Source organism: Caulobacter sp. P4_E5, assembly GCF_056401555.1.
This window is the reverse complement of the sequence record NZ_JBFUJD010000011.1, coordinates 13,747-37,360: the sequence shown is the minus strand read 5'-3', so window position 1 is coordinate 37,360 and position 23,614 is coordinate 13,747. Positions and strand designations below refer to the sequence as shown.

The following is a 23,614-nucleotide window of genomic DNA, read 5'->3' as shown; positions in this document are numbered from 1 at the left end:
CCGCCCGGATGCAGGGCGGCAGGCACCCGTAGCTCAGCTGGATAGAGCGTTGCCCTCCGAAGGCAAAGGTCACACGTTCGAATCGTGTCGGGTGCGCCACTTCGGTTTAAAACTGCGAACTTCGCCAGAGCCCAGCGCGCCCCCGCTGCGGGCGCCAAGCCCGCCGAAGCTCGGCCCTATCACCCATGATCTCGATCTCCGTGGTCGACAGCCGTGCGCGACACTCGTGGACGCCGCCCAAGCCAGCGATCACCCGCGAGCAGCCGCAATCATTCTTGACGAGTGTATTTCTCAATGCAACCTTGGGTGCGGAAACTTCCTCTTGGCTAGGAGATTCATATGCAAAACGTTGTGAACTACGTCGCTGAGCTGACGTCCGAGGAGCTGGAGCTGGTCACCGGAGGGATGGTCAATCCGCCGGACAAGAACCGGAACGGGATCCCCGATCAGAACGAACCGGGCTACCGGGGACCGATCCTCTGGGATCTGGCCCCATAGGCAAGCGCCCCAGTCGAGCATCGTTGAACTTAGGATCGACGGTGATGCGAGTTTCGGCGCCGGCTGACGCCCGTCGCCGAGGCTGCATCATCGTTGGGAAATCGTCACCGAGAACCACGACGCGCCAGGCCGCTGTCGCTTCGACGTCGTGCGCTAAGGCGCGCCCTCGGCTCCCGTGAGCTGGGCGCCGTCTCCCAGGCCCTGGCGCACTAGCCGGCGGAACATCACGTCCAGTTCCGCCGGCGCCAGGCGCGCGCCACCGTCCAGCCACCAGGTTAGCAGCGACATGAACCCTCCCACGACGAACGCGGTCGCCACCTCCGGCCGAACGTCGCTCGGCGCTGGCCTATGGACCAGTTCGTTGCGCACCAGCTCGGTCACGATCTGACGCAGCATCGCCGTCGTGGTGGCCACGCCGCCCTTGCTGACCAGCGCGCGATAGAGATCCAGTTGCTCGCGCGCATGCTCCAGGAACGGCAGCACGAACCCGAAGCCACCGTCCAGCGGCCGCAGCGCCGCGGCCCGCTGATGCTCCAGCAGCATGCCGCGTAGGTGATCGTCGAGCCCGCTGCGTTTGAGGTGATCCTTGCCGGTGAAGTGGGCGTAGAAGGTCGAGCGGCCGATGTCGGCCTCGTCGCAAACCTCCTCGACGGTGATGGCGTCATAGCCCTTGCGGGTCATCAGCGAGATCAGCGCCCGCTGCAGCATTGAGCGGGTCCGCGCGATGCGTCGGTCCATGCCTGCCTCCTCACCGCGACTTTTTCCGGACAGGCATGCCCATTGTGTGCCGAACCGGACATCTCGCCCGGTGTGTTCGTTGCCGACTTCCGCACAGGAAGTCAGTTTTCGGACACGGTGTCCATTCCGCTGCGAGAAACCCATGACCCACTCCGCCCACGGCCCCGCCGCTCACAACGCGGTGGGCCTGACCATCCATCGCGCGGCCCGCTATGACCTGCTCGTGGCCCTGCTCACCCTCGGGGGCGAGCGCCGGCTGCGTGAGAAGATCCTCGACCTGGCCGACCTTCGCCCGGGCGAGCAGGTTTTGGACATCGGCTGCGGCACCGGCTCGCTGGCCCTGCTCGCCAAGCGGCGCGTCGGGGCGTCGGGATCCGTCGATGGCCTGGATCCCTCCCCGCAGATGCTCGAGCGCGCCGGCGCCAAGGCCCGTCGCGCTCGCGTGGCGCTCACCCTGACCCAGGGCGCGGTCCAGGCCATGCCCTATCCGGACGCCAGCTTCGACGTGGTGATCTCCACCTTCATGCTGCATCACGTGCCCGCGGCCGTGCGCCGGACGATGGCCCATGAGATCCGGCGGGTCCTGAAGCCGGACGGCCGCGCCCTGCTGGTCGACTTTGGCCCGCCCAAGGCGTCGCGGCGCAGCGCCATCGACCATTTCCACCCCCACGGCTTCGTGCAGATCGACGCGATCGTCGCCGACCTGAAGCACGCCGGCTTCGAGACCGCTTCGGGCCCGGTCGGCGCTAAGGGCCTCGACTTCGTGGCGGCCGGCACAGCGCAATCGATCGCCGCGCATCAGGCCGCCCGGACCCGGCCCGGGGGCCATGGCCACACGAAGATCGTGGCCGGCCTTGCGCTTCTGGCCCTGGTCGCCCTGCATGTCGGCGCGGCGATGTCACTGTGGCGCATGCCACACGCTTTGCCGCCTTCGCTGACCGCGGCGCTCGTCGGCCTGCTCGTTCTGATCGTCGTCGCCAAGTTGATGTTCGTCGGCGTCGTCCATCGCTTCGCCGGAATGCTGATCGGCCGATGGGTCGGCATCGGGCGTCACTAGGTCGCGGCCGAGGGAAGCCAGATCTTGCTCGGGCGTCAGCGGCGAGCCCCGGGCCGCGCGGGCCTCGGGGCGGGTCCTTCGAGTTCGGAATGCCGGAAGCGTGGGTCAGAAGGTCCTCGAGGGGAATGCCGGTCCATGCTGCGGTCCGCGCGTGACTTGCGCGCACTGGTCAGCGCCGCGTGCGGGGGAAGCCAACTTCGATGTCTCCCGCTAATGGCAAATCGCGCGATGATCCGCCGACCCGCACGCGGCGCCGCTCCGACGGCAACCGCCACGCCTTGGCGCGCGGCGACCAATAGGACAGTTCACGCCAAGCAATCTTGACGTGAACTTCGCGGCTCTCGCCGGCGTGCAGGGTCACACGTTCGAAGCCGGCTAGGATGCGCGGCGCGAAGGTCAATCCTTCGGGGCGGGACGCCGGTCCGTCGACATAGATCTGCGCGACCTCCGCGCCGTCCCTCGGGCCGACATTGCGCAGCGTGAAGGCCACGTCCAGGCCGTCGGCGACGGCGGTGACCTTCAGCCCGCTGTAGTCGAAGCGGGTATAGGACAGCCCGTGGCCGAACGGGAACAGGGGCCGAGCGCCTTCGGCGTCGTACCAGCGATAGCCGACCCGCACGCCTTCGGAATAGACTTGGCGGCCGCCGACGCCGGGGAAGCGCTCGGGCTGGGCCACGGCCGTCTGGCTGTCGGCCATCGGGAAGGTGATGGGCAGCCGGCCCGACGGATTGGCCTTGCCGGTCAACAGGTCAGCGGTCGCCTCGCCGCCCCGCTGACCCGGGTACCACATCTGCAGGACGGCCTTGACGCGATCGATCCACGGCATCAGCACCGGCGCGCCGGTGTTGAGCACCACCACGGTGTTGGGATTGGCGGCGGCCACCGTCTCGATCAGCTCGTCCTGGCGGTAGGGCAAGGCCAGCGAGCGGTTGTCCTCGCCCTCGGTGCCTTCGACGTGCGCGAAGACGATGGCGGCCGGCGCGGCCTTGGCCGCCGCGGCGGCCTCGTCCAGCAAGCGACGGCGCAGGGCCGGCGTGGTCCAAGCCAAGCGTAGACGCAGAGGTTCGACCGCCGAGGCCTTGACGGTCAGCTTGAGGCGGCGGCGCACGCCGGCTTCGAGGCGCACCACTTGGCCCTGGTTCAACAGACCGTCCGAGGTCTTGATCAGGCGCGAACCGCCGAACAATCGCCCGCCCTCGATGAGGCGCTTGCCGTCCAGCTCCACGTCGGCCATGCCGCGATCGGCCTCGGCCAGCGCCAGGCCGCCGACCGGCGTGAACTGCAGCATCAGCTCGTAGTCGCCGGTTTCCGGGGCCGTGATCCACCCCTGCCAGCTGGCCGACTGGCTCATTTCCACGGTCAGCACGCCGGTGAAGCTCGGCCCACCCTCGGAGCTCAGGACCGCCGCGGGAATAGGCTCGCCCTCCAGACGCAGGCCCTCGGCGAAGACCAGGGCGGCGCCCGCCTGAGCGCCGAGCGCCTCATAGGGATTGTCCAGGGCGGTCGGCTTGACCTCGGCGCTGCCGCCGCCGCCGAACAGCGCGCGCTTGGCGGTCGGACCAACGATGGCGACCTGCTTCAGTGTCGCCGGGACCAGGGGCAGGATGCCGTCGTTCTTCAGCAGGACCGCGCCCTCTAGGGCGATGTTCAAGGCCAGATCCGCGTGAGCATTGCGCTCGGCCTCGCTCTCGGTCGGCCGCGCGGGGGCGTCGACCAGCATGCCGATCTTGTCCATCTGGGTCAGGATGCGCCGCACCGAGCGGTCGATGTCGGCTTCCTTGACCTCGCCCTTGGCCGTCGCCGCCTTCAGCGCGTCGCCCAGGAACTTGCCGCGCGGCATCTCCATGTCGAGACCCGCCTTTAGCGAGGGTCCGGCGCTGTGGGTGGCGCCCCAGTCGGACATCACGAAGCCGGCGAAGCCCCATTCCTTGCGCAGGACCGTGTCGAGCAGGAACGGGTTTTCGCAAGCCGCCACGCCGCCCACCTTGTTGTAGGCGCACATCACCGCGCCAACGCCGGCCTCCACCGCGGCCTGGAACGGCGGGAACTCGATCTCGCGCAGCGTCCGCTCGTCGACCTGGACGTCAATGGTCTTGCGATCGGTCTCCTGGTTGTTGGCCGCGAAGTGCTTGACCGTGGCGATCACGCCACCGTCCTGCAGTCCCTTGACGCTGGCCGCCACCAGCCGCGCCGCCAGGAGCGGATCCTCGCCGAAGGTCTCGAAGTTGCGGCCTGCGGTGGGCGCGCGGACGTTGTTGGTCATCGGGGCCAGCAACACCTGCTGGTCGCGGGCCAGGGCCTCGCCGGCCACGGCCACACCCCAAGCCTTGGCTAGGTCCGGCGAGAAGGTCGCCGTCAGGGCGACGGGCGCTGGAAACGCCGTTGCGGTCCGCGAGGTTCGCACGCCGGCCGGGCCGTCGGCCAGGCGCAGCGGCGGGATGCCCAGGCGAGCCACGCCGGGAAGGTAGCCGCCGCCAGCCAGATGCTCCGGGTCGTCGTGGCCGTGCAGAAACCCGATCTTCTCGTCCAAGGTCATCCGCCCGATCAGGGCGTCGATCTTGGCGCTATCGGCCCAGGCCGCGGGGGCCGCCGCCAGGGTTCCGGCGATCAGCGCATGCAGGCCGGCGACCGAGCACAAGACCGTTCCGCGCTTCATGGATATCTCCTTGGCCGTGGTGTTCTGTGAGTGAGCGCCGATCGGCCGAGGGGGCCGACCACGCTAGGGACGGACGTTCACCAGGACCCGGCGATAGCGGGTGATCGCCGGCCCGCCGCTGTCGCGAACCTCGAGTATGACGTGGTAGGTCGTGGGCTCGACGACGGTCGGGACCACGAACCGGGTCGTGGCCTGATCGGCGTCGACGAGATCGAGCTTCGGCGGCGACAGGCCCGGTCGGCCGCTGGGTTCGGCGTATTGCCACCAGCGATAGGTCAAGGCGTCGCCGTCAGGGTCCCGCGAGCCCAGAGCGCTCAGCGTCAAGGTCTCGCCCGCCTTGGCCAGAAGAACCGCCGCGCCGTCGCCGGAGACGCCGTTCAGGACCAGGACGGGCGGGTGGTTGGCCTTCGCGCGCTCGGGCGTCAGCGTCCAGCCGATTCGCGCGGCGAAGTCGTTCTGGAACGCCTCGCGCCAGCGGAAGATCGTCGCCTGGTTGCTGGTCCAGCTGGCTCCGTCACCGCCCTTGACGGTGTCCTGGGCGTCGCCGTACTGCGCCGCGCCCTCGTAGGTCGGGACGTAGCGACCGCCCCAGCCGCCGTATTCCGGGTGCTCGGGCGCGTTCAGGCCGTTGGGGATCAGCCACAGGAACGCCGGCGTGTCGCCTTCCATGATGAACTGGTGCGGCGGATAGAGCGCCCCCAGCGGGCCTCGGCGCACATTCGCCTCGAGCCAGGTGTTGGTGACCATCTCGGCGGCGGGCCACTTGGCGGGCCGGCGCACGTCGCCTGAAATGCCGATCCAGGCGGCTAGGCCGTACTGGCCCCAGCCGTGGACGCTGGCGATCCAGACGAGGTCGGGAAAGTTCTGGCGCGCCCAGGGACCCGCGTCATCCTGGTCAGAGATCGAATAGACCCGCAGCTTGGCGACGAACGCGTTGAGCTGCTCGGGTGTGCGCGTCGCGCGGACGGTCCACAGCGCCTGGGCCAGGTCCAGCGCCCCGCCCCACACCGAGACATAGATCGGCCGGGGATCGGGTCGGTCGACCGCCTCGATGATCAGGCGAGACCCTTCGGTGTCCTTGCCCACTCCGACTCCGCGCATGCCGTAGGCGGCGCTTCCGGACCGGACCACCGCGTCGAGTTTGGCGGCGTCGGGATAGCCGTCGGCGTGGCGACGCAGGTTCGACAGGACCTGACCGTAGGCCGCGATCCGCTCGCGCATCAGCTGGGGCTGGACCCGCCCGCGCTGCCAAGTCGAGGTCGTGGCGACCAGGCCTTCGAGGTCCAGTTCGTTCGCATAGAGCAAGAGCCGAACCAGGGACTCGGAGTCATCGGGCTCATTGCCGATGTCGGAAAGGACGATCACCCGCGGCTTCTCGGCCGCGCTGGCGGGGTTGATCGTCCCGCAGCACAAGGCGCTCAGCCCCGCGAGCGCGGCCAGCCACAGTCGGGCTTGATGCTTCATTGCCCCTCCCCTTTCGCGAAATCCTGCGTAAGCGGGCGCACCGTCAGCCCAATCTCGAGCTCTTCGGCGCGTCTACCGCTGGCAACGGACCTTCTGCATATATTTCGAATAGCTTCGATTTTATCGAAAAACCTAGCGCCACCTTCGGATCCCTGTCAATAAACCTCAAAGGGCTGTGTCGAAAAGTAATCTAAACGATACAATTTATTGTTATAAATCAATTTATTCTATGAAACATTGGACAAGCGGCCACGCTCAATCCCGCCCCCCCGAAATCGTCAAGATTCGAAATCTCTTCGAAAGACCGCTCGCATGTCATCCCTACGCGGGATCAAGCCGGCTCCCGCCGGGTGGCATTTCCGCGATTTTATCATGCGAAATGCATTTGACGATGGCAAATAATCCAATCAACCTTGGCCACCGGGCGCTTATCCGCGCGGCGAAGGGGGCAACAGCTTTCAGCCCTCTGCCGGTCGGAACTGTGTGTCGCGCGTAAAGGAGAGATGATGGCGGGCATGCAGTCGGCGCCCGACGCAGGGATCGATCACACGCGGTTCGGCGCGTTCCAGGTCGGCATCACCGTCCTGTGCGGGCTGGTGGCGATGCTGGACGGCTTCGACACCCAGTCGATCGCCTATGTCGCGCCACGCATCGCCGAGGATTGGGGCCTGGCCGCCTCCGCCTTCGGTCCGATCTTCGGCGCAGGCCTGCTGGGCCTGACCATCGGCGCCTTCGTGCTCAGCTCGGCCGCCGACCGATACGGGCGGAAGGTCATCATCCTGCTGTCGGTGGCCGTCTTCGGGGTCTTCGCCCTGCTGACCGCCCGCGCGCGGACGATCGACGAGCTGCTGGCCTTGCGGCTGCTGACCGGGATCGGCCTGGGCGGCGCCATGCCCAACATCATCGCCCTGACCAACGAGTACGCGCCCGCGCGCTACAAGGCGACGCTGGTGACGGTGATGTTCTGCGGCTTTCCGCTGGGATCGACGATCGGCGGCCTGGTCACCGCGCCCTTGATCGCCGACCACGGCTGGTCATGGGTGTTCCTGGTGGGCGGAGCCATGCCTCTGGCGCTGCTGCCGGTGCTGGCCTGGCTTCTGCCAGAGTCCGCCCGTTTCCTGGCGCTCCGCCCCGGGCGGGAGCCGCGCATCGCCGCGATTCTGCGCCGCGGCGCGCCGGACCTCACTGTCGAGGCCTTCGTCGCCTCGGTGCGCGCCGAGAGCGGCGGCGACGCTCCGCGCTTTCCAGTGGCGGCCCTGTTCGCCGAGGGCCGGGCCGGCCGCACCCTGCTGGTCTGGACGGCCTTCTTCATGAACCTGCTGGTCATGTATTTCCTGGTCAACTGGCTGCCGTCGTTGCTCAAGACCCTGGGCATGCCGCTGAAGACCGCGATCCTGTCGACCGCGCTGCTGAACCTGGGCGGCGTGATCGGCGGTGTGGTGCTGGGTCGGTTGATCGACCGCCGCGATCCCTACCTGATCCTGAGCGCGGCCTATTTCGCCGCGGCGATCTTTATCGCCGTCATCGCCCTGGCCGGTCCCAACACCGTCCTGCTGCTGGCGGCGGCGACGGCCTGCGGGTTCGGGGTGTCGGGCGCACAGATCGGCCTGAACGCGGTGACCGCCAATGCCTATCCGACGGCGGTCCGGTCCACCGGCATCGGCTGGGCTTTGGGCGTCGGGCGGATCGGCTCGATCCTAGGGCCCACGATCGGCGGAGCGTTGCTGGCCATAGGCTGGACGCCTCAGGCCCTGCTGCTGGCCGCCATCGTCCCGGCCCTGGCGGCCGCCGCGGCGGTGTTCGCGCTGCGGCGAGCCTGACGGCGGAACGGCCTCGCCGGATCAGTCGCGGGCCGGCGGCCCGACCCTGATCGCGCAATCGGAGAGGCCCGCCACGGACACGACGATCTCGTCGCCCTCGACCACCGCCCCGACTCCAGCCGGCGTGCCCGTATAGATCAGGTCGCCCGGCTCCAGGCGGTAGAAGCGCGAAACATAGGCGATCACGTCAGCGACCGGCCAGATCAGCTCGGCCAGGTCGGCGTCCTGCCGGACCTCGCCATTGACGCTCAGCGCGATACGGCCCGCCTTCGGATGGCCGACCTCGGCGACGGTGTGGATCAAGCCCAGCGGCGAGGACTGCTCGACGTTCTTTCCGGTGTCCCAGGGACGCCCCTTCTCGCGGGCTTCCAGCTGGAGATCGCGGCGGGTCATGTCCAGGCCCGTGGCGTAGCCGTAGACGTGGCCTAGCGCGTCGTCCGACGCGATGTCGCGGCCGCCCCCGCCGATCGCCACGACCAGTTCGGCCTCGTAGTGGAAGTTGCTGGTTTCGGACGGATAGGCGACCACGGCGCCCGTCGGAACCACCGTCTCGGCCCACTTGGTGAAGAAGAACGGCGCCTCGCGGTCCGGGTCGCGGCCCATCTCGCGCGCATGGGCGGCGTAGTTGCGGCCGATGCAGAAGATCCGTCGGACCGGGAAGCCCCGGCCCTCGCTGGTCGCCGCGACGACGGGCGCCTGGGGTTCGAACACCAAGGTCACGCGCATTCCTCCCGATAGAGACTGAGTTTTTCCTGCGCCGCCCGGTCCGAATAGCTGAACAGCACAAGGTCGCGGGCCGCGCCCAGGCGCAGTTCCCGCCAAGACGGCACGACCAGGACGTCACGCGGCGCCAGCGCGATTTCGCGGCCGTCTACGACCGCCCAGCCCTCGCCTTCGACCACGACGAACACCGCGCCATCGGTCGAGCGCCGGGCGCGGGTTTCGAACCCCGCCGGCAGCAGCCGCGCCTGGGCCGCGATGGTGGGCATGATCGGACCGCCGTCGGCCGGGTTCAGAAATTCCAGCGCGTGGCCAAGATGCGGATCAATGGTCGCCGCCGCGGCCATGGCGTCCAGCGCCGGCCGCCAGTCGGCGTAGGGATAGTGGAATAGCGGCTGGCGCGCCGGTCGCCGGTCGGCGGCCGAGCCGCGCACCGGGCGCAGGTTGCGGCCGTAGCGCGCCAGAGTGTCGCCCGGCGGCGCGGTCTCGGGGTGGGCCTTCTCAGGATAGGACTCGGCGAAGCCGGCGTCGAAATGGCGGACAGTGGGGATGTCCAGGCCGTCCAGCCAGATCATCGGCCGGTCGCTGGGATTGCCGTGGTCGTGCCATTGCCAAGCCGGCGTCAGCACCAGATCGAACGGCCGCATGATCGCCTTCTCCCCGTCCAGGGCGGTGAAGGCCCCCTCCCCTTCGAGGACGAAGCGCAGCGCGCATTGGACGTGACGGTGGGCGGGCGCGATCTCGCCCGGCAGGATCAGCTGCAGACCGGCATAGAGGCTGGGCGTGATCGACGACAACCCTCGAAGGCCGGGGTTCTCCAGGATCAGAACCCGACGTTCGGCCTGTTCGGCGCTGATCAGGTCGCCGGCGCGGATCAGGTAATCGCGCGCCTGATCATAGGACCAGCGATGAACCACCGCGGGCGACTGCGGTTGCTTGGGCACCAGCTGGGCCAGCGATTCCCACAGGGGCGTCAGGTTGGCCGGCGCCATCTCGGCGTAGAGCGCTTCCAGCTGGGCGCGTTGGTCGTTGGGCAGGGTCATCGCGCATCCTTCGCCGCCCCGCTCCCGAGGGCCTGCGTGAGCGTATTTTTGACACTACGTAATCACTTGCGCAATGCATAACTCACTGACCGAACCACCCCAGCTGCGTGCTGATCTCCCGGCACAGCTCGCCCAGTTCCGCCAACGCCTGCTCGTGGCGATCGCCCGCGAAGGCGTCAGGCAGCAGCGCCGTGGCCGTCAGCACCGCCCGCCCTTGCAGATCGAAGATTGGAAAGGCCGTGGCGCGCAGTCCCGGCACCATCGTGCCCTCGACGTGGGCGTGGCCGCGCGCTCGCACCAACTGGCGCAAGGCCTCGGCCTCGGCGCGCTTCATCGGTCCGGTCTTGAGCTCGCGTTCCAGCAAGTGTTCGGTCTCGATCGCCGGCGTGAATGCCAGGAAGGCCTGGCCCGTCGCCGAGTACAGAAGCGGCAGCACCGATCCGACGTTAAACGACGTCATCACCGCCGGACGGCCCATGTTCCAGCGCACGATGGTCGGTCCCAGTGGTCCCAGCGCGGCGATCTGGACCGTCTGGCCGGTCCTCTGGGTGAAGTCGATGATCGCGGAATCGACCAGTCTGAAGGCGTCGATCCGCGACAGGGCGGCCATGCCCAGCTTCAGCGCCTTGGGGCCCAGGTCGTAGCGACCGGTGGCCGGATCCTGGTGCGCCATGCCGGCGATGATCAGGCTCTGGAGATAGCGGTGCACCTGCGGCGCGGCCATGCCGCTGGCCTGGGCCACGGCGCTCAGCGTCGAGGCCTGTCCCAGCCCGGCCAAGGCCTCGAGGATGCCCAGCCCGATCTCAACCGACTGGATGCCTCGGCGCCGCGCGGGGGACTCGGCGGCTTCGGCCTCATCGATCATGGTCTTCTCCAGCATGGCTTGGCGGGCGCAGCCACGAGCCGCCCGATAGCGACTCGTAGCGTCACGCTCAACTCAAACCATAGCCTAGAGACAGCCTGCTAGGCGTCGCCGAACAGCGCAGCGCGCGCTATGTCCAGCGCCGTGACGGCGTCCTGACGGGCCTGGGCCGCTTTCAGGCCTTCGACATCGAGGCGGTCCAGCGCCGTCTCGATACGCTTGAGGAAGCGGATCGCGCTGTTGGCGGCGGCGACGCAGTCTTCGCGGAACGGAAACTGGTCCAGCTGCCAGACGCCGTCCCAGCCGTTCTTGCGCAGCGTCCAGAAGAACTCGAAAAGCTCGATCGGATGCACCGAGCCGGCGATCAGGTCGTCGTCCCAGCCGCGCATGTTGTCGTTGACGTCCATGCCGAACAGGCGGCCGTGATCAATCGCCAGCTGGGCGGCGTCGGCAGGCGACTCGCCGCCATACAGCGAGTGGCCGAAGTCCAGCAGGATCCCGACATTGGGAACGCCTATGCGCTCGATCGCCAGCAGGGTCCGGGCGACCGAGTCGTAGCTCATGTGCACCCGCGGCTCGCGCGGCTTGTACTCGATCACGAACTTCAGGTCGGGGTTCTGAGCGGCCAGCTCTGCCACGCCCTCGACCGACGCCGTCCACAGCGCCTTGTGGTCGACCTGGAACGGATAGTCCCAGCCGTCCTGGCCGGGCCACAGCTTGACATAGTCGGCGCCGAAATGGCGGACCATCTTGGCGGCGTCGTTGCACATCTCGTTAGCCAGGCGGCGCACGCCTGGGTCGGGATTGGTGAAGGCGCCCTTGGCGAACCGGCGCGTATAGATCTCGGGCGTGATGCCGATGACGCTGAGGCCATTGCGATCCAGCGCCTCGCCAATGGCCGTCAGCGAGACGTCCTTGCCGACGAACGGGAAGTTGATGTCGACCACCGAGAGATCCTCGACCTGGCCGGCTAGGTCGATCATTTCCAGCAGATCGCGTTGCGGCCCATACCCGTCGGTGGCGTAGCGATCGACATAGGTGGCGAAGTGCCAGATGCCGGCGCCGTATCGTTGCTTGGCGGTCATGGGTACGCTTTCGGTTAGGGTCTTCGGGAGGCCTCAGCGCTGGGTCAGCGCGAAGTTGTTCACGCGCGCGGCGTTGGCGCGGTCGACCAGGAAGCAGTCCATCAACAGCTTCTCGCGCTCGCCGGTCTTGCCGGTCTTCAGGTAGCGGTCGGCCAGCTCGACGGCGTATTGGGCCTGCCGCAAGGCCGGCTGCAGCACCGTCGCGCGCATCTTGCCCGCCAGGATGGCGTCGCGCGCGTCGTTGGAGCCGTCGAAGCCCACCACCGCGACGTCGCGTCGCCCGGCGCTCTCCAGCGCGGCCACCGCGCCCAGGGCCATGGTGTCGTTGCCGGCGATCACGCCCTTCAGGGTCGGATGGGCCTGCAGAATCGACTGCATGATCGAGAAGGCCTGGGCCTGATCCCAGTTGGCGCTCTGGCGCGACACCATCTTCAAGTCGGGATACTGGTCGAGGACGTCGTGAAAGCCGCGCGAACGGATCGAGGCGTTGGTGTCCGACTCCTTGCCGACCAGCTCGGCATAGTCGCCCTTCTCAGCCAGCGCCTCCGCGAAGGCCTGGGCGCCGAGGGCCGCGCCTTGATAGTTGTTGGAGACGATCTGGACCGCCGCGGCGCCGCGGCTGGAGATCTCTCGGTCGATTAAGAAGACGGGCACACCGGCCGACCTGGCCCGAMGCACCGCCGCGACGCTGGCGTCGGCCCCGGCGTTGTCCAGGATGATGGCCGAGGCGTTTTGGGCGATGGCGGTGTCGATCAGCTGGCTCTGCTTGAAGGCGTCGTCGTCGTGCGAGAACTTCAGCGTGCGGTAGCCCAACGCCTGGGCGCGCTGCTCGGCGCCGATGGCTTCCTGGCCGAAGAATGGATTGTCGAGAGAGGGCGTGATGATCACGATCAGGCTGGAGCGGCCAGCGCGTGGCGCCAACAAGGCGACCGCCGCCACGGCGACGACGATCAGCGCCAGAACGGCAAGCCAGATCCGTGGACGCCCAAGCTTCATGCGACGATGACCTCTATGCCGGCGTCGAGGAACGCGCGGTGGTCCTCGTCGCGAATACCGCTGTCGGTGATCAGGCAGTGGATGTTTTCGATCCCGCCCAACGACGAGAACGAGGTCTTGCCGATCTTGGTGGAGTCCGCCGCCAGATAGATTTTCGACGCCGACTTGATCATGGCGCGCTTGACGGCGATGTCGGCGATGGCGGGGAAGGTCAGGCCGGCCTCGAACGAAACCGCCGCCGTCGCCAGGAACAGCTTCTGGGCGAACAGGCCCTCGAAGTAGTCGGCCGAGCGCTCGCCCGACAGCGACAGGGTCGGCGCCTTGAACTGCCCGCCCGGCATGTGGACGGTGTAGGTCGGGATGGCGCCCAGGATCAGGGCGATGTTGAGCGCGTTGGTGATGACCGTCAGGCCCTCGCGGTCGCCCAGGTTCATGGCGATCTCGGTGATGGTCGAGCCCGCGTCCAGCACGATGGTCTCATGGTCTTCGACCAGGGCCGCGGCCGCTTGGCCGATCCGGCGCTTGGCGTCCATGTTGACCAGGTGATGCAGCGCCATGGCGCGCACCTGCTGGGGCACGGACTTCAGATATGCGCCGCCGTGTTCGCGGACGATGTGGCCTTCGGCCTCCAGGCGCTCTAGGTCCTGACGGACCGTCACCTCCGAGACCGCGAACGCCTCGGCCAGGTCGCGCACCCGCGCGCTGCCGGCCTCCTGGAACCAGGCCAGCATCTTCATGCGGCGCGGTTCGCCAAGCAACGAGCCGGCGCCGACCGTGAGCCCCGGGCCCTTGGACTTGGCGCGCGGCGCCTTGGCGGCCGCGATCGTCTTGCCGCGTCCAGTCTTCACTTCGCTCTTGGGGGAGGTGCCCTTGGCCATGTCCGCTCTCAGTCTCGCGCGCCGATGATCCGGCCCTGCAACTGATCGAGTACAACGGCCGTGACGATTACCGTACCCTTGATCACCATCTGCCAGAACTCACTGACGCCGATCATCACCATCCCATCGCCCAGCACGCCGATCACGCAGGCGCCGATGATGGTTCCGCCGATCGTGCCCCGCCCGCCGCTCAGCGACGCGCCGCCCAGCACCACGGCGGCGATGGCGCTCAGCTCGAAGGTTTCCCCGGACGCCGGATGGGCCGCGACAAGGTCCGAGGCGACGATCAACCCGACCAGGGCCGCGCACATGCCCGAGATCACGTAGACCAGCGTCTTGATGCGGCCCACCCGGACGCCGGACAGCAGCGCGGCGCGCTCGCTGCCGCCGACCCCGTAGACGCGCCGCCCGAACGGCGTATGCGCCGCCGCCCACGCCGCGACAACGGCCAGGACGATCATGATCAGCACGGGAACCGGAATCCCCAGCAACCGCCCCGCGCCGAGCAGCGGGAAGCCTTGGTTGCCGTAGTCGGCGCCGCCCGTCAGGTTCGGGAAGGTCGCGCCGTTCGAGCACAGCAAGGCCGCGCCGCGGGCCACATACAGCACGCCCAGCGTGGCGATGAAGGGCGCAACGCCGAAGCGCGTGATCAGCGTCCCGTTGAGCAGGCCGATCAGCCCGCCGACCATCACCACGATGACGATCACGGCCAGGGTCGACGGATAGATGACGACGCCCAGCGGCCCCGTCGTGATCCCGTTCAGGATCAGGGCCCCGCCAATCATTCCCGACAAGCCCGCGATCGAGCCGACCGAAAGGTCGATGCCGCCGGTCAGGATCACATAGGTCATGCCGATCCCGAGGATAGCGATGGTGGCGATGTGCTTGGCCGTGATCAGGGCGCTGGCCACCGACAGGAAGTTCGGGGCCATGGCCGAGAAGAAGGCGGTGACCAGCGCCAGGGCGATCAGCGCCCGCGCCTTGAACAGCAAGGCGACCCAGGCCGGCGTCGGCGGCTTCATGAGCAGCTCGGCCGCCTTCGGGGCGGGATCGGAAGCGATGGACGACATGCTCACCTTCACTGCGCGACCGCCGCGCGCCGCGGGCGCGGGTCGAATGGGGAAACGACCGCGCCGTTGGCGGCCTGGACCAGCAGACCTTCGTCGGCCTGGCTCGCCGGTAGGTCCGCGGTCAGGCGCCCCTTGGACATCACCAGGATCCGGTCGGCGACACCGAGCGCCTCCAGCATGTCGGAGGTCGTGAACACCACGGCCAGGCCGTCGGCGGCCAGGGCGCGCATGGCGGCGAACACCTCGGCGCGCGCGCCGATGTCAATGCCCCGCGCCGGCTCGTCCAGCAGCAGGACGAGCGGATCACGGAGCAGGCAGCGACCGATGACCACCTTCTGCTGGTTGCCGCCCGACAGCGCGCCGATCGGCGTCCGAGGCGACGGGGTCTTCACCCCCAGCCGCGCGATCATCGCGCGCACCGAGCGGTCCTCGACCGCGTTCGAGATGAAGCCGAAGCGCGTGAAACGGGCCAGGCTGGACAGGCCGAGGTTGCCGCCCACGGACAGGTTCTGAAACAGACCGTCCCGCTGGCGATCCTCGGGAACCATCAGCAGGCGCCGGGCCACGCGATCGGCGGCGGAGAGCCGCTCGATAGCCTCACCGTTCAGCCGCACGCCGCCCGCGCCGCGTCGCGAACCGAAGATGTATTCGAAGAGTTCGGTCCGCCCCGCGCCGAGCAGACCGTAGACCGCCACGACCTCGCCGGCGTGAAATTCGGCCGAGACGCCATCGACTAGCCGGGCGCCGTCGCCACGACGGACGACCACGTCCTCCAGCGCCAGAACCACGTCGCCGCGCGCGGTAGACGTTGCGCCGACCGCCGCGACGGCTTCGCCCAGCATGGCCTCGACGATCCAGGGCACAGAAGCCTGGGCGATCGGCGCGGACGCCACCACGGAACCGTCGCGCACCACCGTGACGTGGTCGCCGATCCGCATCAGCTCTTCCAGCCGGTGCGAGATGTAGACGATGCCGACGCCCTGGCGCTTCAGCTCGCCGATGATGGCGAAGAGGTTGGCGACCTCTTCCTCGCTGAGGGCCGAGGTCGGCTCGTCCATGATCAGCACACGGACGTCTTCGACCAGCACGCGAGCGATCTCGACGATCTGCTGTTGGCCAATGCTCAGGGCCGACACGCGTGTGTCCGAGGTGAAGGTCGCGCCAAGGCGAGCCAGGGCCTCGTCGGCGCGCCGGCGCTCGGCGGCATGGTCGATCACCCCGCCTCGCCCGAGGTTGCGACCCAGGAAGATGTTCTCGACCACCGTCAGGTTGGGGCAGAGGTTCAGCTCCTGGAAAACGATGCCGACGCCCTGCCGCGCGGCGTCGCGCACGGAGCGCAGGCTGACGGTCGCGCCGCCCAGCAAGATCTCGCCGCTGTCGGGTTGCTCGACCCCGGCCAGCAGGCGCATCAGGGTCGACTTGCCGGCCCCATTCTCGCCGATCAGGACATTGACGGCTCCGCCGCGCACGTCGAAATCCACGCCCCGCAAGGCGGTGGTCGCGCCATAGGATTTGACGACGTTCCGGGCGCTGAGGAGGACGGCTTCGCCACTCATGGAGCAACGCCCGCCGAAGCGACTTTTTCGATCGAAACAGGCGTGACGAAGACTGGCTGGCCGGCCGCCGGAAGATGGAGCGCGCCGAGGAACCGGACGCGATCACCCGGACGCACGCCGTCCAGGGCGGGCTTCAGCCGCGCCAGCGCGGTCGTCGTCAGGGCTCGCCCGACGTCGGCATAGACCAGCTGGTCCGAGAAATCGTCGAAGGCGATGAAGGGCAGCGCGTCGCGAACCGTCGTTCCGACTACCACGGGGCCGGTTTCCAGCTTCACGGCGCGAGAGACGCCGTCGCCGAGCGCGACCTCGACGGTGCGGCGGCGGGAGCTATCGTCGATCGCGGTGACCACGCCCTCGCCCCTGACGACGAACGTCCAGGCGCCGCCCTCACTGGCGCGTCGGCCCAGGCGCGCGCCGGCGCCTTCGGGGTCGGCGGCGATCGCCGCGAAGAGTTCTCGTGCGGGCGCGGCGCGATGCTGGAGTTCGGGAAGCGCTTGGGTGGTCCAGATGCGCGAGACGTAGGTGTCGGCGTCGAAGTCGAGGCTGCGCTTGGCGCGGATCGCTTGGTCCTGCTCGACCGTCATGACTTTGCAGCCCGCCAGGACGGCGGCGCAGCTCAGCAGGATGGCGAACAACGCGCGGCGCCGGACCAGACCCATTCCCGTCACTCGCCCTCCCTACCCGACATAACCGTCGATTGATCTTCGTTTATTTTCTTTTGAGCCAGCAAGATGCCTATCGACATCAGCGCTGTCAAACCCGGCGCGGCGTTCCCTTCGTAAAATCTGGCGAAACTTCCCAGACAGAGCAACGCAATTCGAAGAAAATCGAAAGTTACACTTGTCTCGATATCGCCGTGCGGATACTCCAATCCTCACGACACGGAGAGCGGATTGGTGAAAGCCCTGGACGCAAGGCGAGAGAATGAAGGCGCCGAACGCATCGAACGCATTCGCGAGCGCGCGAATTGGATGCGCAGGCGCAGCCTCCAGATGATCTACGAGGCCGGGCAAGGCCACCCCGGTGGCGACCTCTCCGCGACCGACGTCCTGGCGACGCTCTATTTCGGCGTCATGCGCTATGACGCGAGCGCCCCCGCCGCGCCCGACCGCGACCGGTTCGTGATGAGCAAGGGCCACTGCACCGGCGCCCTCTACACGGCGCTGGCCGGCGCGGGCTTCTTTCCTGAGGGCGAGCTTTCAACCTATCTGCGGCCGAACTCGCGCCTGAACGGCCATCCCAACAGGACCTATCTGCCCGGCGTCGAGACCAACACGGGTCCGCTTGGCCACGGGCTGCCCGTCGCCGTGGGCATCGCTATCGCCGAGCAGATCGATCGGTCGGGCCATCGCACCTTCGTGCTGACCGGCGACGGCGAACTGCAGGAAGGCAGCATGTGGGAAGCGGCCATGCTGGCCGGGCATCGCAAGCTCGGCAACCTGACCGTCATCATCGATCGCAACCGCCTGCAGCAAGGCGCCCGCACCGAGGACACCAACGCCCTGGAGCCGCTGGCGGACAAGTGGCGCGCCTTCGGCTGGGAGGTCGTTGAGATCAACGGCCACGACTACGCCCAGCTGCTCTCGGCTCTGGACCGCCCCGCGTCGCCGCGCGTCGCGCCGCGCTGCGTCATCGCCAACACGATCAAGGGCTACGGCGTCTCCTACATGCACGACCAGGCCGGCTGGCATCATGGCGCGCCCAACGCCGCGCAGTACGCTCAGGCTCTGGCCGAGCTGGCCGGTATCGAGGAAGCTGGCGTCGAGGATCAAGCATGAGCGCCGCGCCCCCTTCCGTCCCAGGCCTGTTCGACTGCCGGGACGCCTATGCCCGAACCCTCGAAGCCTTGGCCGCCGAGGACCCGCGCGTGGTCGCGGTGGTCAATGACAGCGTCGGCTCCAGCAAGCTGGGCAAGTTTCGCGACCGCTTTCCCGAGCGCGTGATCAATGTCGGCATCGCCGAGCAGAACATGGTCGGCGTCGGCGCCGGCCTGGCCAACGGCGGCAAGATCCCGTTCGTCAGCGGCGCGGCCTGTTTCCTGACGGCGCGCGCCCTCGAGCAGATCAAGGTCGACGTCGCCTATTCGGCGGCGAATGTGAAGCTGTGCGGCATCTCCAGCGGCGTGGCCTATGGCGAGCTGGGCGCGACCCACCACTCGATCGAAGACTTGGCCTGGTTGCGCACCCTGCGCGGCCTGACCGTGATCGTGCCCTCGGACCCTTGGGAGACCGCCGAGGCCGTCAAGGCCGCCGCGGCGAGCGACCAGCCGACCTTCATCCGGATCAGCCGGATGCCGGTCCCTGAGTTGGAACATCGCGCGCCCTTCCAGATCGGCAGGGCCGAGATCCTGCGCGATGGCGGCGACGTGGCGATCATCGCCGCCGGCACGCTGGTCCATCGCGCATTGAAGGCCGCCGACATCCTGGCCGCCGAGGGGATCGAGGCGCGTGTCGTCAACATGTCCACCCTCTCGCCGCTCGACGAGGCCGCGATCGTCGCGGCCGCCACCGACTGCGGCGCGGTCGTCACCGCCGAGGAGCACGTGGTGCGCGGCGGCCTGGGCGGCGCTGTCGCCGAGGTCCTGGCCATGCAACGCCCGACGCCGATGCGCATCGTCGGTTTCGATGGATTCCAGCCGACCGGCTCGGCCGAATGGCTGATGGAGCGCGCGGGCCTCACCGCCGCCGGCCTGGCCGCCGCGGCGCGCGAGGCCTTGTCGCGGAAGCGCGGCTGATGGTCGGCGACGTGATCCTGGCTATCGACCAGGGGACAACCAACACCAAGGCGCTGCTCGTCGGCCAAGACGCCCAGATCGTCGCCCGCGCCAGCCGCCCGATGACCCTGGCCCATCCTCGGCCGGGCTGGACCGAACAGAACGCCGAGCATCTGTGGGCCAGCGTCGTGGCCGTGATCGAGGACCTGCTCACGGCCGCGCCAGGCCACCGCATCGCTGCCGTCGCGATCAGCAATCAGCGCGAAACCATCGTCGCCTGGGACGCCGGGACCGGCCGGGCCGTCGCGCCGGCGATCAGCTGGCAGTGCCGCCGTTCGTCGGACCGTTGCGCCCGCCTGAGGGCCGAGGGCCTGGAGGGGTTTGTGTCGGAGCGAAGCGGCCTGGGCCTGGATCCGCTGTTTCCGGCAACCAAGCTCGCCTGGCTGCTGGACTCCGTCCCGGAAGCGGCGCGCCTGGCCGCCGCCGGCGCCTTGCGGGTCGGCACGGTCGACAGCTGGCTGCTCTGGAACCTGACCGGCGGCCAGGTTCATGCGACCGACCCGAGCAACGCCTCGCGCACCCAGCTCCTGAACCTGCGCACACTGGCCTGGGATCCGGACCTGGCGGCGCTGTTCGGCGTCCCCCTGACCGTGCTGCCGGAGATCATGTCGTCCGACGCCTGTTTCGGGCGCGTGGCGGCCGGCGTCAGCGCCCTGACCGCCGATACTCCGATCCACGCGATCATGGGCGACTCTCACGCCGCCCTGTTCGGACACGTCCAGTCCGCGCCCGGGGCCCTGAAAGCCACGATCGGCACCGGCTCGTCGATCATGACGACAACCGACCGCTTGGCGCGCTCGGCGCACGGCCTGTCGACGACGGTCGCCTGGCGTCAGGGCGGCGAGACGCTCTACGCCCTGGAAGGCAACATCACCGTTTCCGGCCAGGCGGCGGCATTCTCGACACAACTGCTCGGCGCGGCCGACGAGCAGGCGCTGACAGACCTGGCGACCTCGGTCGAGACCAGCGACGGGGTTGTTTTCGTGCCCGCCCTCGCCGGCCTGGGCGCGCCGCACTGGGATGACCAGGCGCGCGGCCTGTTTACCGGCATGACCCTGAGCACGCGACCAGGCCACGTCGCCCGCGCCACGTTCGAGGCCATCGCCCTGCAGATCGTCGACGTCGTCGAGGCCATGCAGGCCGACCTGGCCCGCCCTCTGACCGAGATCCGCGTCGACGGCGGCGCGACACGCAACGCCTTCCTGTTGCAGTTGCTGTCCGATCTTCTGCGCGCGGACGTCACACGTCAGGACAGTCCGGAAGCCAGCGCCTTGGGCGTGGCCCGCATGGCCGCTCAGGCGCTGGGCTCACCCTTGCGCGCGGAGGAGACTCCCGCGCTCCGCTTCACACCCGCCATGGCCAACGACGCGCGCGATCGGATCCGGCGCGGCTGGCGCGCGGCGATCCAACAAGCGCGCCAGACAAGCTGATCGTCGAAGGGCGTCAAGCGCCCGCTCGGCCTGCTCCGGAGGCCGGTTCGAAATCCTGGACTAATAGACTTGGCGCTCGCGAACCGTCGTCGCGCCAAGGCGCCGGGTTCGTTTCGAAAGAAGCTCGCCGAGAGGGCAGGACAACGCCCCTCGGCGAGCAAGTTTCGGGGGTCGTCTAGAACTTCGTGCGCAGGCCGACCGACACCAGGCGACCCAGGGTCGAGCCATTGGCATAGCCCGAGCCGGCGTTGCGGAACGGCGGGTCGGTGTCGCCGATGTTGTCGATGTTCAGCGTCAGGGACGAACGGTCGAGAACGCCGACCTTCTCCAGGTCGAGGGCCAGATAGACGTCGACCGGATTGAAGGCCGACACCCGCGACTGAACCGGATCGCCCCGCAGCGGATAGCTGCCGCTGTGGGTCAGGGTCACACGACCGGTGATCGGCCCGACCTCGGCGCCCACCGAGGTGACGTAGTTGAAGTGGTTGAAGCCGTTCTTCAGCCGATCGACATAGACGCCGTTGTTGGAGTCGCTGGTCTTGCGGTTCAGCGTGTAGGTGCCCGCGAAACTAGCCGAGATCGACCCGAAGCTCGTCGGCTTGCGATAGCCGATGTTGAAGTCGACGCCATCCTGCTTAAGCCGGCCGCGGTTGTAGCGACGCAGGTCGTAGATGGCGTACGGGCTGTTGCTGGCGAAGAAGGCCGCCAGGGAGTCGAAGTTGTCGGCCCGGGCGCCTCGCGCGAAGGCGGTGGCCTGCGCCAGGGTGGGGTTGAGGATGTAGAACGGCGCGTTGGTCGGGTCGGCGTAGAAGCCCGCGCCGCCATTGAAGCCGCCGGCGTTGACGCTGATCACGTTCGAGAAGTCGACGTTGTAGTAGGTGACGTTCAGCGTGATCCCCGGCAGGAAGTCGGGCTTGAAGTCCGCGCCTAGAGACCAGGTGTCCGCCGATTCCGGCTTCAGGGTCGGGCTGCCGCCGGAAATGTAAAGGATCGGGCGCAGGGCGTCGGTCGGCGCACTGCCCGGGGCGGGGTTGGGCGTGATCGCCAGCGAGGTCACGCGGGCGTCCACCGCGCCGGTGGTGTCGGCAAGGCTGGGCGCGTGGAACGAGGTGCCCCAGTTGCCGCGCACCGTGATCCAGTTGGTGGGACGGAAGTTGAAGCCGACCTTGGGGTTGGTCGTGCCGCCGACGTCGGAATAGTCGTCGTAGCGAACCGAGCCGGTCAGGTCGAAAGCCTCCAGCACCGGAACGAAGATCTCGCCATAGATCGACCGGGCGTCACGCGACGCAATGGCCCGGTTGGTCTTAGGCGAGGCCGACGGACCAAAGGCGATATGCGAATTGATCTTCTCGTAGTGGTACTCGACCCCGGCGGCCAGACGGACGTCGCCGGCGGGCAGTTGGAACACCGACCCGTCGACGACCAGCCGGCCCTCGGCGAGGTCCTGCTTGGCCTCGGAGAGGTTCGTGTAGTCGCGGATCGTCGCCAGGAGGGCTGAATTGGTCTGGCTCAGATTATAGGGATTGAGCGCGGTCGCCGTCGTCGTCGCCCGCAGCGCGTTGCTGGCGGCCGTCGTGTTGATCGAGGCCTCCACGGTCCGGTTGAAGCTGTGGCCGAAGTTGGCCATGCCCCGCAGCTTCCAGCCGTCGCCAATGTTGTAGTCGAACGACGGAGTAAACCCGCGCGACGAGAACTTGGCCGGGTTTCGCGTGCCTTCGGCGCCGAACACCGAGGTGTAGTCGAACAGCACCGTGTGGCTCGCCTCGGCCCCGATCGGCGAGAAGTAGGGATTGGCCGAGGTGATCGTCCCGCTGGTGGCCAGCGGCGCGGTCTGGGTGACCGAGCGGCGGATCGAGTAGTAGGCGGTGGCGTTGAAGGTCAGGTCGTCGTTGATCGTCTGGTCCAGCGTGGCGAACACCGTGTGACGATTCTCGCGCGGATAGATCGTCGCGTAGTCGGTGCTGTCGCAGACGTTCTTCGTCCCCGCGACTCGCCCTGGCAGGGCGTAGGTCGTTGCGCCGACCTGGATGTTGGTCACCCCGCAGGTCGCCACGCGCCGGTCCGTGCCGCCTAAGGCCACCTTGTTCTGGCTGACATAGTCGCGCTCGTCGCCCTGGATTTCGTTGTGCCAGGCATAGGCGTACGAGGCGAACAGCGAGCCCGTGCCCCAGTCCTTGCCGGCGGTCACGTTGGCGTCGAAGGTCCGGTAGCCATCGGCCATACCGTACTTGGCGTCGGCCTCGAGGCCCGACATACGTTTGCGGGTGATGAAGTTGACCACGCCGCCGATGGCGTCTGAGCCATAGATCGAAGAGCCGCCGTCCGGCACCACTTCCACGCGCTCGATCATGCCGGGCGGGATGATGGTCGGATCGACATAGGTCTGCAGGATGCCGGCGCCGACCAGGCGGTGGCCGTTCAACAGCACCAGGGTCGTCGTGCCACCCGACGCGCCGAGGCCGCGCAGGTTCGTCTGGGCGATCGGCTGGCCGAAGGTGGCGGTGCCGGCCGGGAAGGAGTTGAAGTTGCTGACCTGCGGAATGGTCGCCAACAGATCGTTGGTCGAGGCCGCGCCCGTGGCGACCACGTCGTCGCGGGTGACGCCAATGACATTGGTCCCGACCGGTGCGACGCCCCGCAGCAAGGTGCCGGTGACGACGATCTCGGACACTTCGCTGGAATCCGACGAAGCCTTGTCGGTGGCCGACGCCGGCGGCGGATTGGCCGGCGCGGTCTGGGCCATGGCCGGACCAGCGATCGCGACCGTGATCGCAATGAGGCTGGCCGAGACCAGACCCGCACGACGCCTTTCGAACATATTCGCTGACATGCCCCTTCTCCTCTCCCTATGTCGAAGGCTCATCTCGGCCTTTCGATCTCTTTTGACGGCTCATCCGTAGCCGATGAATCTCCGAATGACAATTGACCACTTTCGAATATCTTCGTATTCCGATCTCAATACGAAAAT

The 23,614-nt window shown here is 68.1% G+C and carries 19 protein-coding genes and 1 tRNA gene; 7 read left to right on the top strand and 13 right to left on the bottom strand.

Annotated elements, in window-relative coordinates; genetic code table 11:
* The first annotated feature begins 22 nt into the window (after window positions 1-22).
* Together AC1DSO_RS05565 and AC1DSO_RS05560 are read left to right on the top strand one after the other, a co-directional pair.
* Window positions 23-99, top strand: a tRNA-Arg gene (locus AC1DSO_RS05565).
* Window positions 100-339: 240 nt separating this feature from the next.
* Complete coding sequence (locus tag AC1DSO_RS05560; RefSeq protein WP_477067903.1) at window positions 340-498, top strand: hypothetical protein; 159 nt, start codon at window positions 340-342, stop codon at window positions 496-498.
* Window positions 499-651: 153 nt separating this feature from the next.
* On the opposite strand, the gene AC1DSO_RS05555 is transcribed toward AC1DSO_RS05560, so the two are convergent.
* Window positions 652-1,236 (bottom strand): TetR/AcrR family transcriptional regulator, encoded by a 585-nt coding sequence (locus AC1DSO_RS05555; RefSeq protein WP_477067902.1) that lies wholly within the window; start codon window positions 1,234-1,236, stop codon window positions 652-654.
* Between the two features lie 142 nt (window positions 1,237-1,378).
* On the opposite strand from AC1DSO_RS05555, the gene AC1DSO_RS05550 reads away from it, so the two are divergent.
* Window positions 1,379-2,293, top strand: coding sequence for a class I SAM-dependent methyltransferase (locus AC1DSO_RS05550; protein WP_477067901.1), 915 nt, complete (start codon window positions 1,379-1,381; stop codon window positions 2,291-2,293).
* 169 nt (window positions 2,294-2,462) lie between these two features.
* On the opposite strand, the gene AC1DSO_RS05545 is transcribed toward AC1DSO_RS05550, so the two are convergent.
* Both AC1DSO_RS05545 and AC1DSO_RS05540 read right to left on the bottom strand, forming a co-directional pair.
* On the bottom strand, window positions 2,463-4,949 hold the full coding sequence (locus AC1DSO_RS05545; RefSeq protein ID WP_477067900.1) for a glycoside hydrolase family 3 C-terminal domain-containing protein: 2,487 nt from the start codon (window positions 4,947-4,949) through the stop codon (window positions 2,463-2,465).
* A gap of 63 nt (window positions 4,950-5,012) precedes the next feature.
* Window positions 5,013-6,413, bottom strand: coding sequence for a DUF1593 domain-containing protein (locus AC1DSO_RS05540; RefSeq protein ID WP_477067899.1), 1,401 nt, complete (start codon window positions 6,411-6,413; stop codon window positions 5,013-5,015).
* Window positions 6,414-6,928: 515 nt separating this feature from the next.
* Between AC1DSO_RS05540 and AC1DSO_RS05535 the strand changes: the two genes are divergently transcribed.
* Entirely contained in the window at window positions 6,929-8,233 is a 1,305-nt protein-coding gene (locus tag AC1DSO_RS05535) for an MFS transporter (RefSeq protein ID WP_477067898.1), read from the top strand.
* A gap of 21 nt (window positions 8,234-8,254) precedes the next feature.
* On the opposite strand, the gene AC1DSO_RS05530 is transcribed toward AC1DSO_RS05535, so the two are convergent.
* The 9 genes from AC1DSO_RS05530 to AC1DSO_RS05490 all read right to left on the bottom strand — a co-directional run bounded on the left by AC1DSO_RS05530 (window position 8,255) and on the right by AC1DSO_RS05490 (window position 17,102).
* A complete protein-coding gene (locus AC1DSO_RS05530) occupies window positions 8,255-8,953 on the bottom strand; it encodes a fumarylacetoacetate hydrolase family protein (protein ID WP_477067897.1) in 699 nt (232 codons plus the stop codon).
* Complete coding sequence (gene gtdA, locus AC1DSO_RS05525; protein WP_477067896.1) at window positions 8,950-9,996, bottom strand: gentisate 1,2-dioxygenase; 1,047 nt, start codon at window positions 9,994-9,996, stop codon at window positions 8,950-8,952. The genes AC1DSO_RS05530 and gtdA overlap by 4 nt, the downstream gene beginning before the upstream one ends.
* A gap of 82 nt (window positions 9,997-10,078) precedes the next feature.
* Window positions 10,079-10,861 carry an IclR family transcriptional regulator gene (locus tag AC1DSO_RS05520; protein WP_477067895.1) on the bottom strand — a complete coding sequence of 261 codons (783 nt, stop codon included), beginning with the start codon at window positions 10,859-10,861 and terminating at the stop codon, window positions 10,079-10,081.
* Window positions 10,862-10,959: 98 nt separating this feature from the next.
* The gene (locus AC1DSO_RS05515) at window positions 10,960-11,943 is read right to left on the bottom strand and encodes a sugar phosphate isomerase/epimerase family protein (protein ID WP_477067894.1); all 984 of its coding nucleotides are present in this window, start codon (window positions 11,941-11,943) and stop codon (window positions 10,960-10,962) included.
* 33 nt (window positions 11,944-11,976) lie between these two features.
* Window positions 11,977-12,939 (bottom strand): substrate-binding domain-containing protein, encoded by a 963-nt coding sequence (locus AC1DSO_RS05510; RefSeq protein WP_477067893.1) that lies wholly within the window; start codon window positions 12,937-12,939, stop codon window positions 11,977-11,979.
* Window positions 12,936-13,817, bottom strand: a complete 882-nt coding sequence (locus AC1DSO_RS05505) for a DeoR/GlpR family DNA-binding transcription regulator (protein ID WP_477067892.1) — start codon at window positions 13,815-13,817, stop codon at window positions 12,936-12,938. The genes AC1DSO_RS05510 and AC1DSO_RS05505 overlap by 4 nt, the downstream gene beginning before the upstream one ends.
* Before the next feature lie 8 nt (window positions 13,818-13,825).
* On the bottom strand, window positions 13,826-14,887 hold the full coding sequence (locus AC1DSO_RS05500; protein WP_477067891.1) for an ABC transporter permease: 1,062 nt from the start codon (window positions 14,885-14,887) through the stop codon (window positions 13,826-13,828).
* Window positions 14,888-14,895: 8 nt separating this feature from the next.
* The gene (locus tag AC1DSO_RS05495; protein ID WP_477067890.1) at window positions 14,896-16,443 is read right to left on the bottom strand and encodes a sugar ABC transporter ATP-binding protein; all 1,548 of its coding nucleotides are present in this window, start codon (window positions 16,441-16,443) and stop codon (window positions 14,896-14,898) included.
* A complete protein-coding gene (locus AC1DSO_RS05490) occupies window positions 16,440-17,102 on the bottom strand; it encodes a DUF2291 family protein (RefSeq protein WP_477067889.1) in 663 nt (220 codons plus the stop codon). Before AC1DSO_RS05490 ends, AC1DSO_RS05495 begins: the two co-directional genes overlap by 4 nt.
* Before the next feature lie 312 nt (window positions 17,103-17,414).
* On the opposite strand from AC1DSO_RS05490, the gene AC1DSO_RS05485 reads away from it, so the two are divergent.
* The 3 genes from AC1DSO_RS05485 to AC1DSO_RS05475 are packed head-to-tail and all read left to right on the top strand — an operon-like array spanning window position 17,415 to window position 20,646.
* A complete protein-coding gene (locus AC1DSO_RS05485) occupies window positions 17,415-18,221 on the top strand; it encodes a transketolase (RefSeq protein WP_477067888.1) in 807 nt (268 codons plus the stop codon).
* Window positions 18,218-19,177, top strand: a complete 960-nt coding sequence (locus AC1DSO_RS05480) for a transketolase family protein (RefSeq protein ID WP_477067887.1) — start codon at window positions 18,218-18,220, stop codon at window positions 19,175-19,177. The genes AC1DSO_RS05485 and AC1DSO_RS05480 overlap by 4 nt, the downstream gene beginning before the upstream one ends.
* Complete coding sequence (locus AC1DSO_RS05475; RefSeq protein ID WP_477067886.1) at window positions 19,177-20,646, top strand: FGGY family carbohydrate kinase; 1,470 nt, start codon at window positions 19,177-19,179, stop codon at window positions 20,644-20,646. The genes AC1DSO_RS05480 and AC1DSO_RS05475 overlap by 1 nt, the downstream gene beginning before the upstream one ends.
* Before the next feature lie 175 nt (window positions 20,647-20,821).
* On the opposite strand, the gene AC1DSO_RS05470 is transcribed toward AC1DSO_RS05475, so the two are convergent.
* Window positions 20,822-23,476: a TonB-dependent receptor plug domain-containing protein gene (locus tag AC1DSO_RS05470; RefSeq protein ID WP_477067885.1), complete on the bottom strand. Its 2,655-nt coding sequence runs from the start codon at window positions 23,474-23,476 to the stop codon at window positions 20,822-20,824.
* Window positions 23,477-23,614 lie beyond the last annotated feature (138 nt).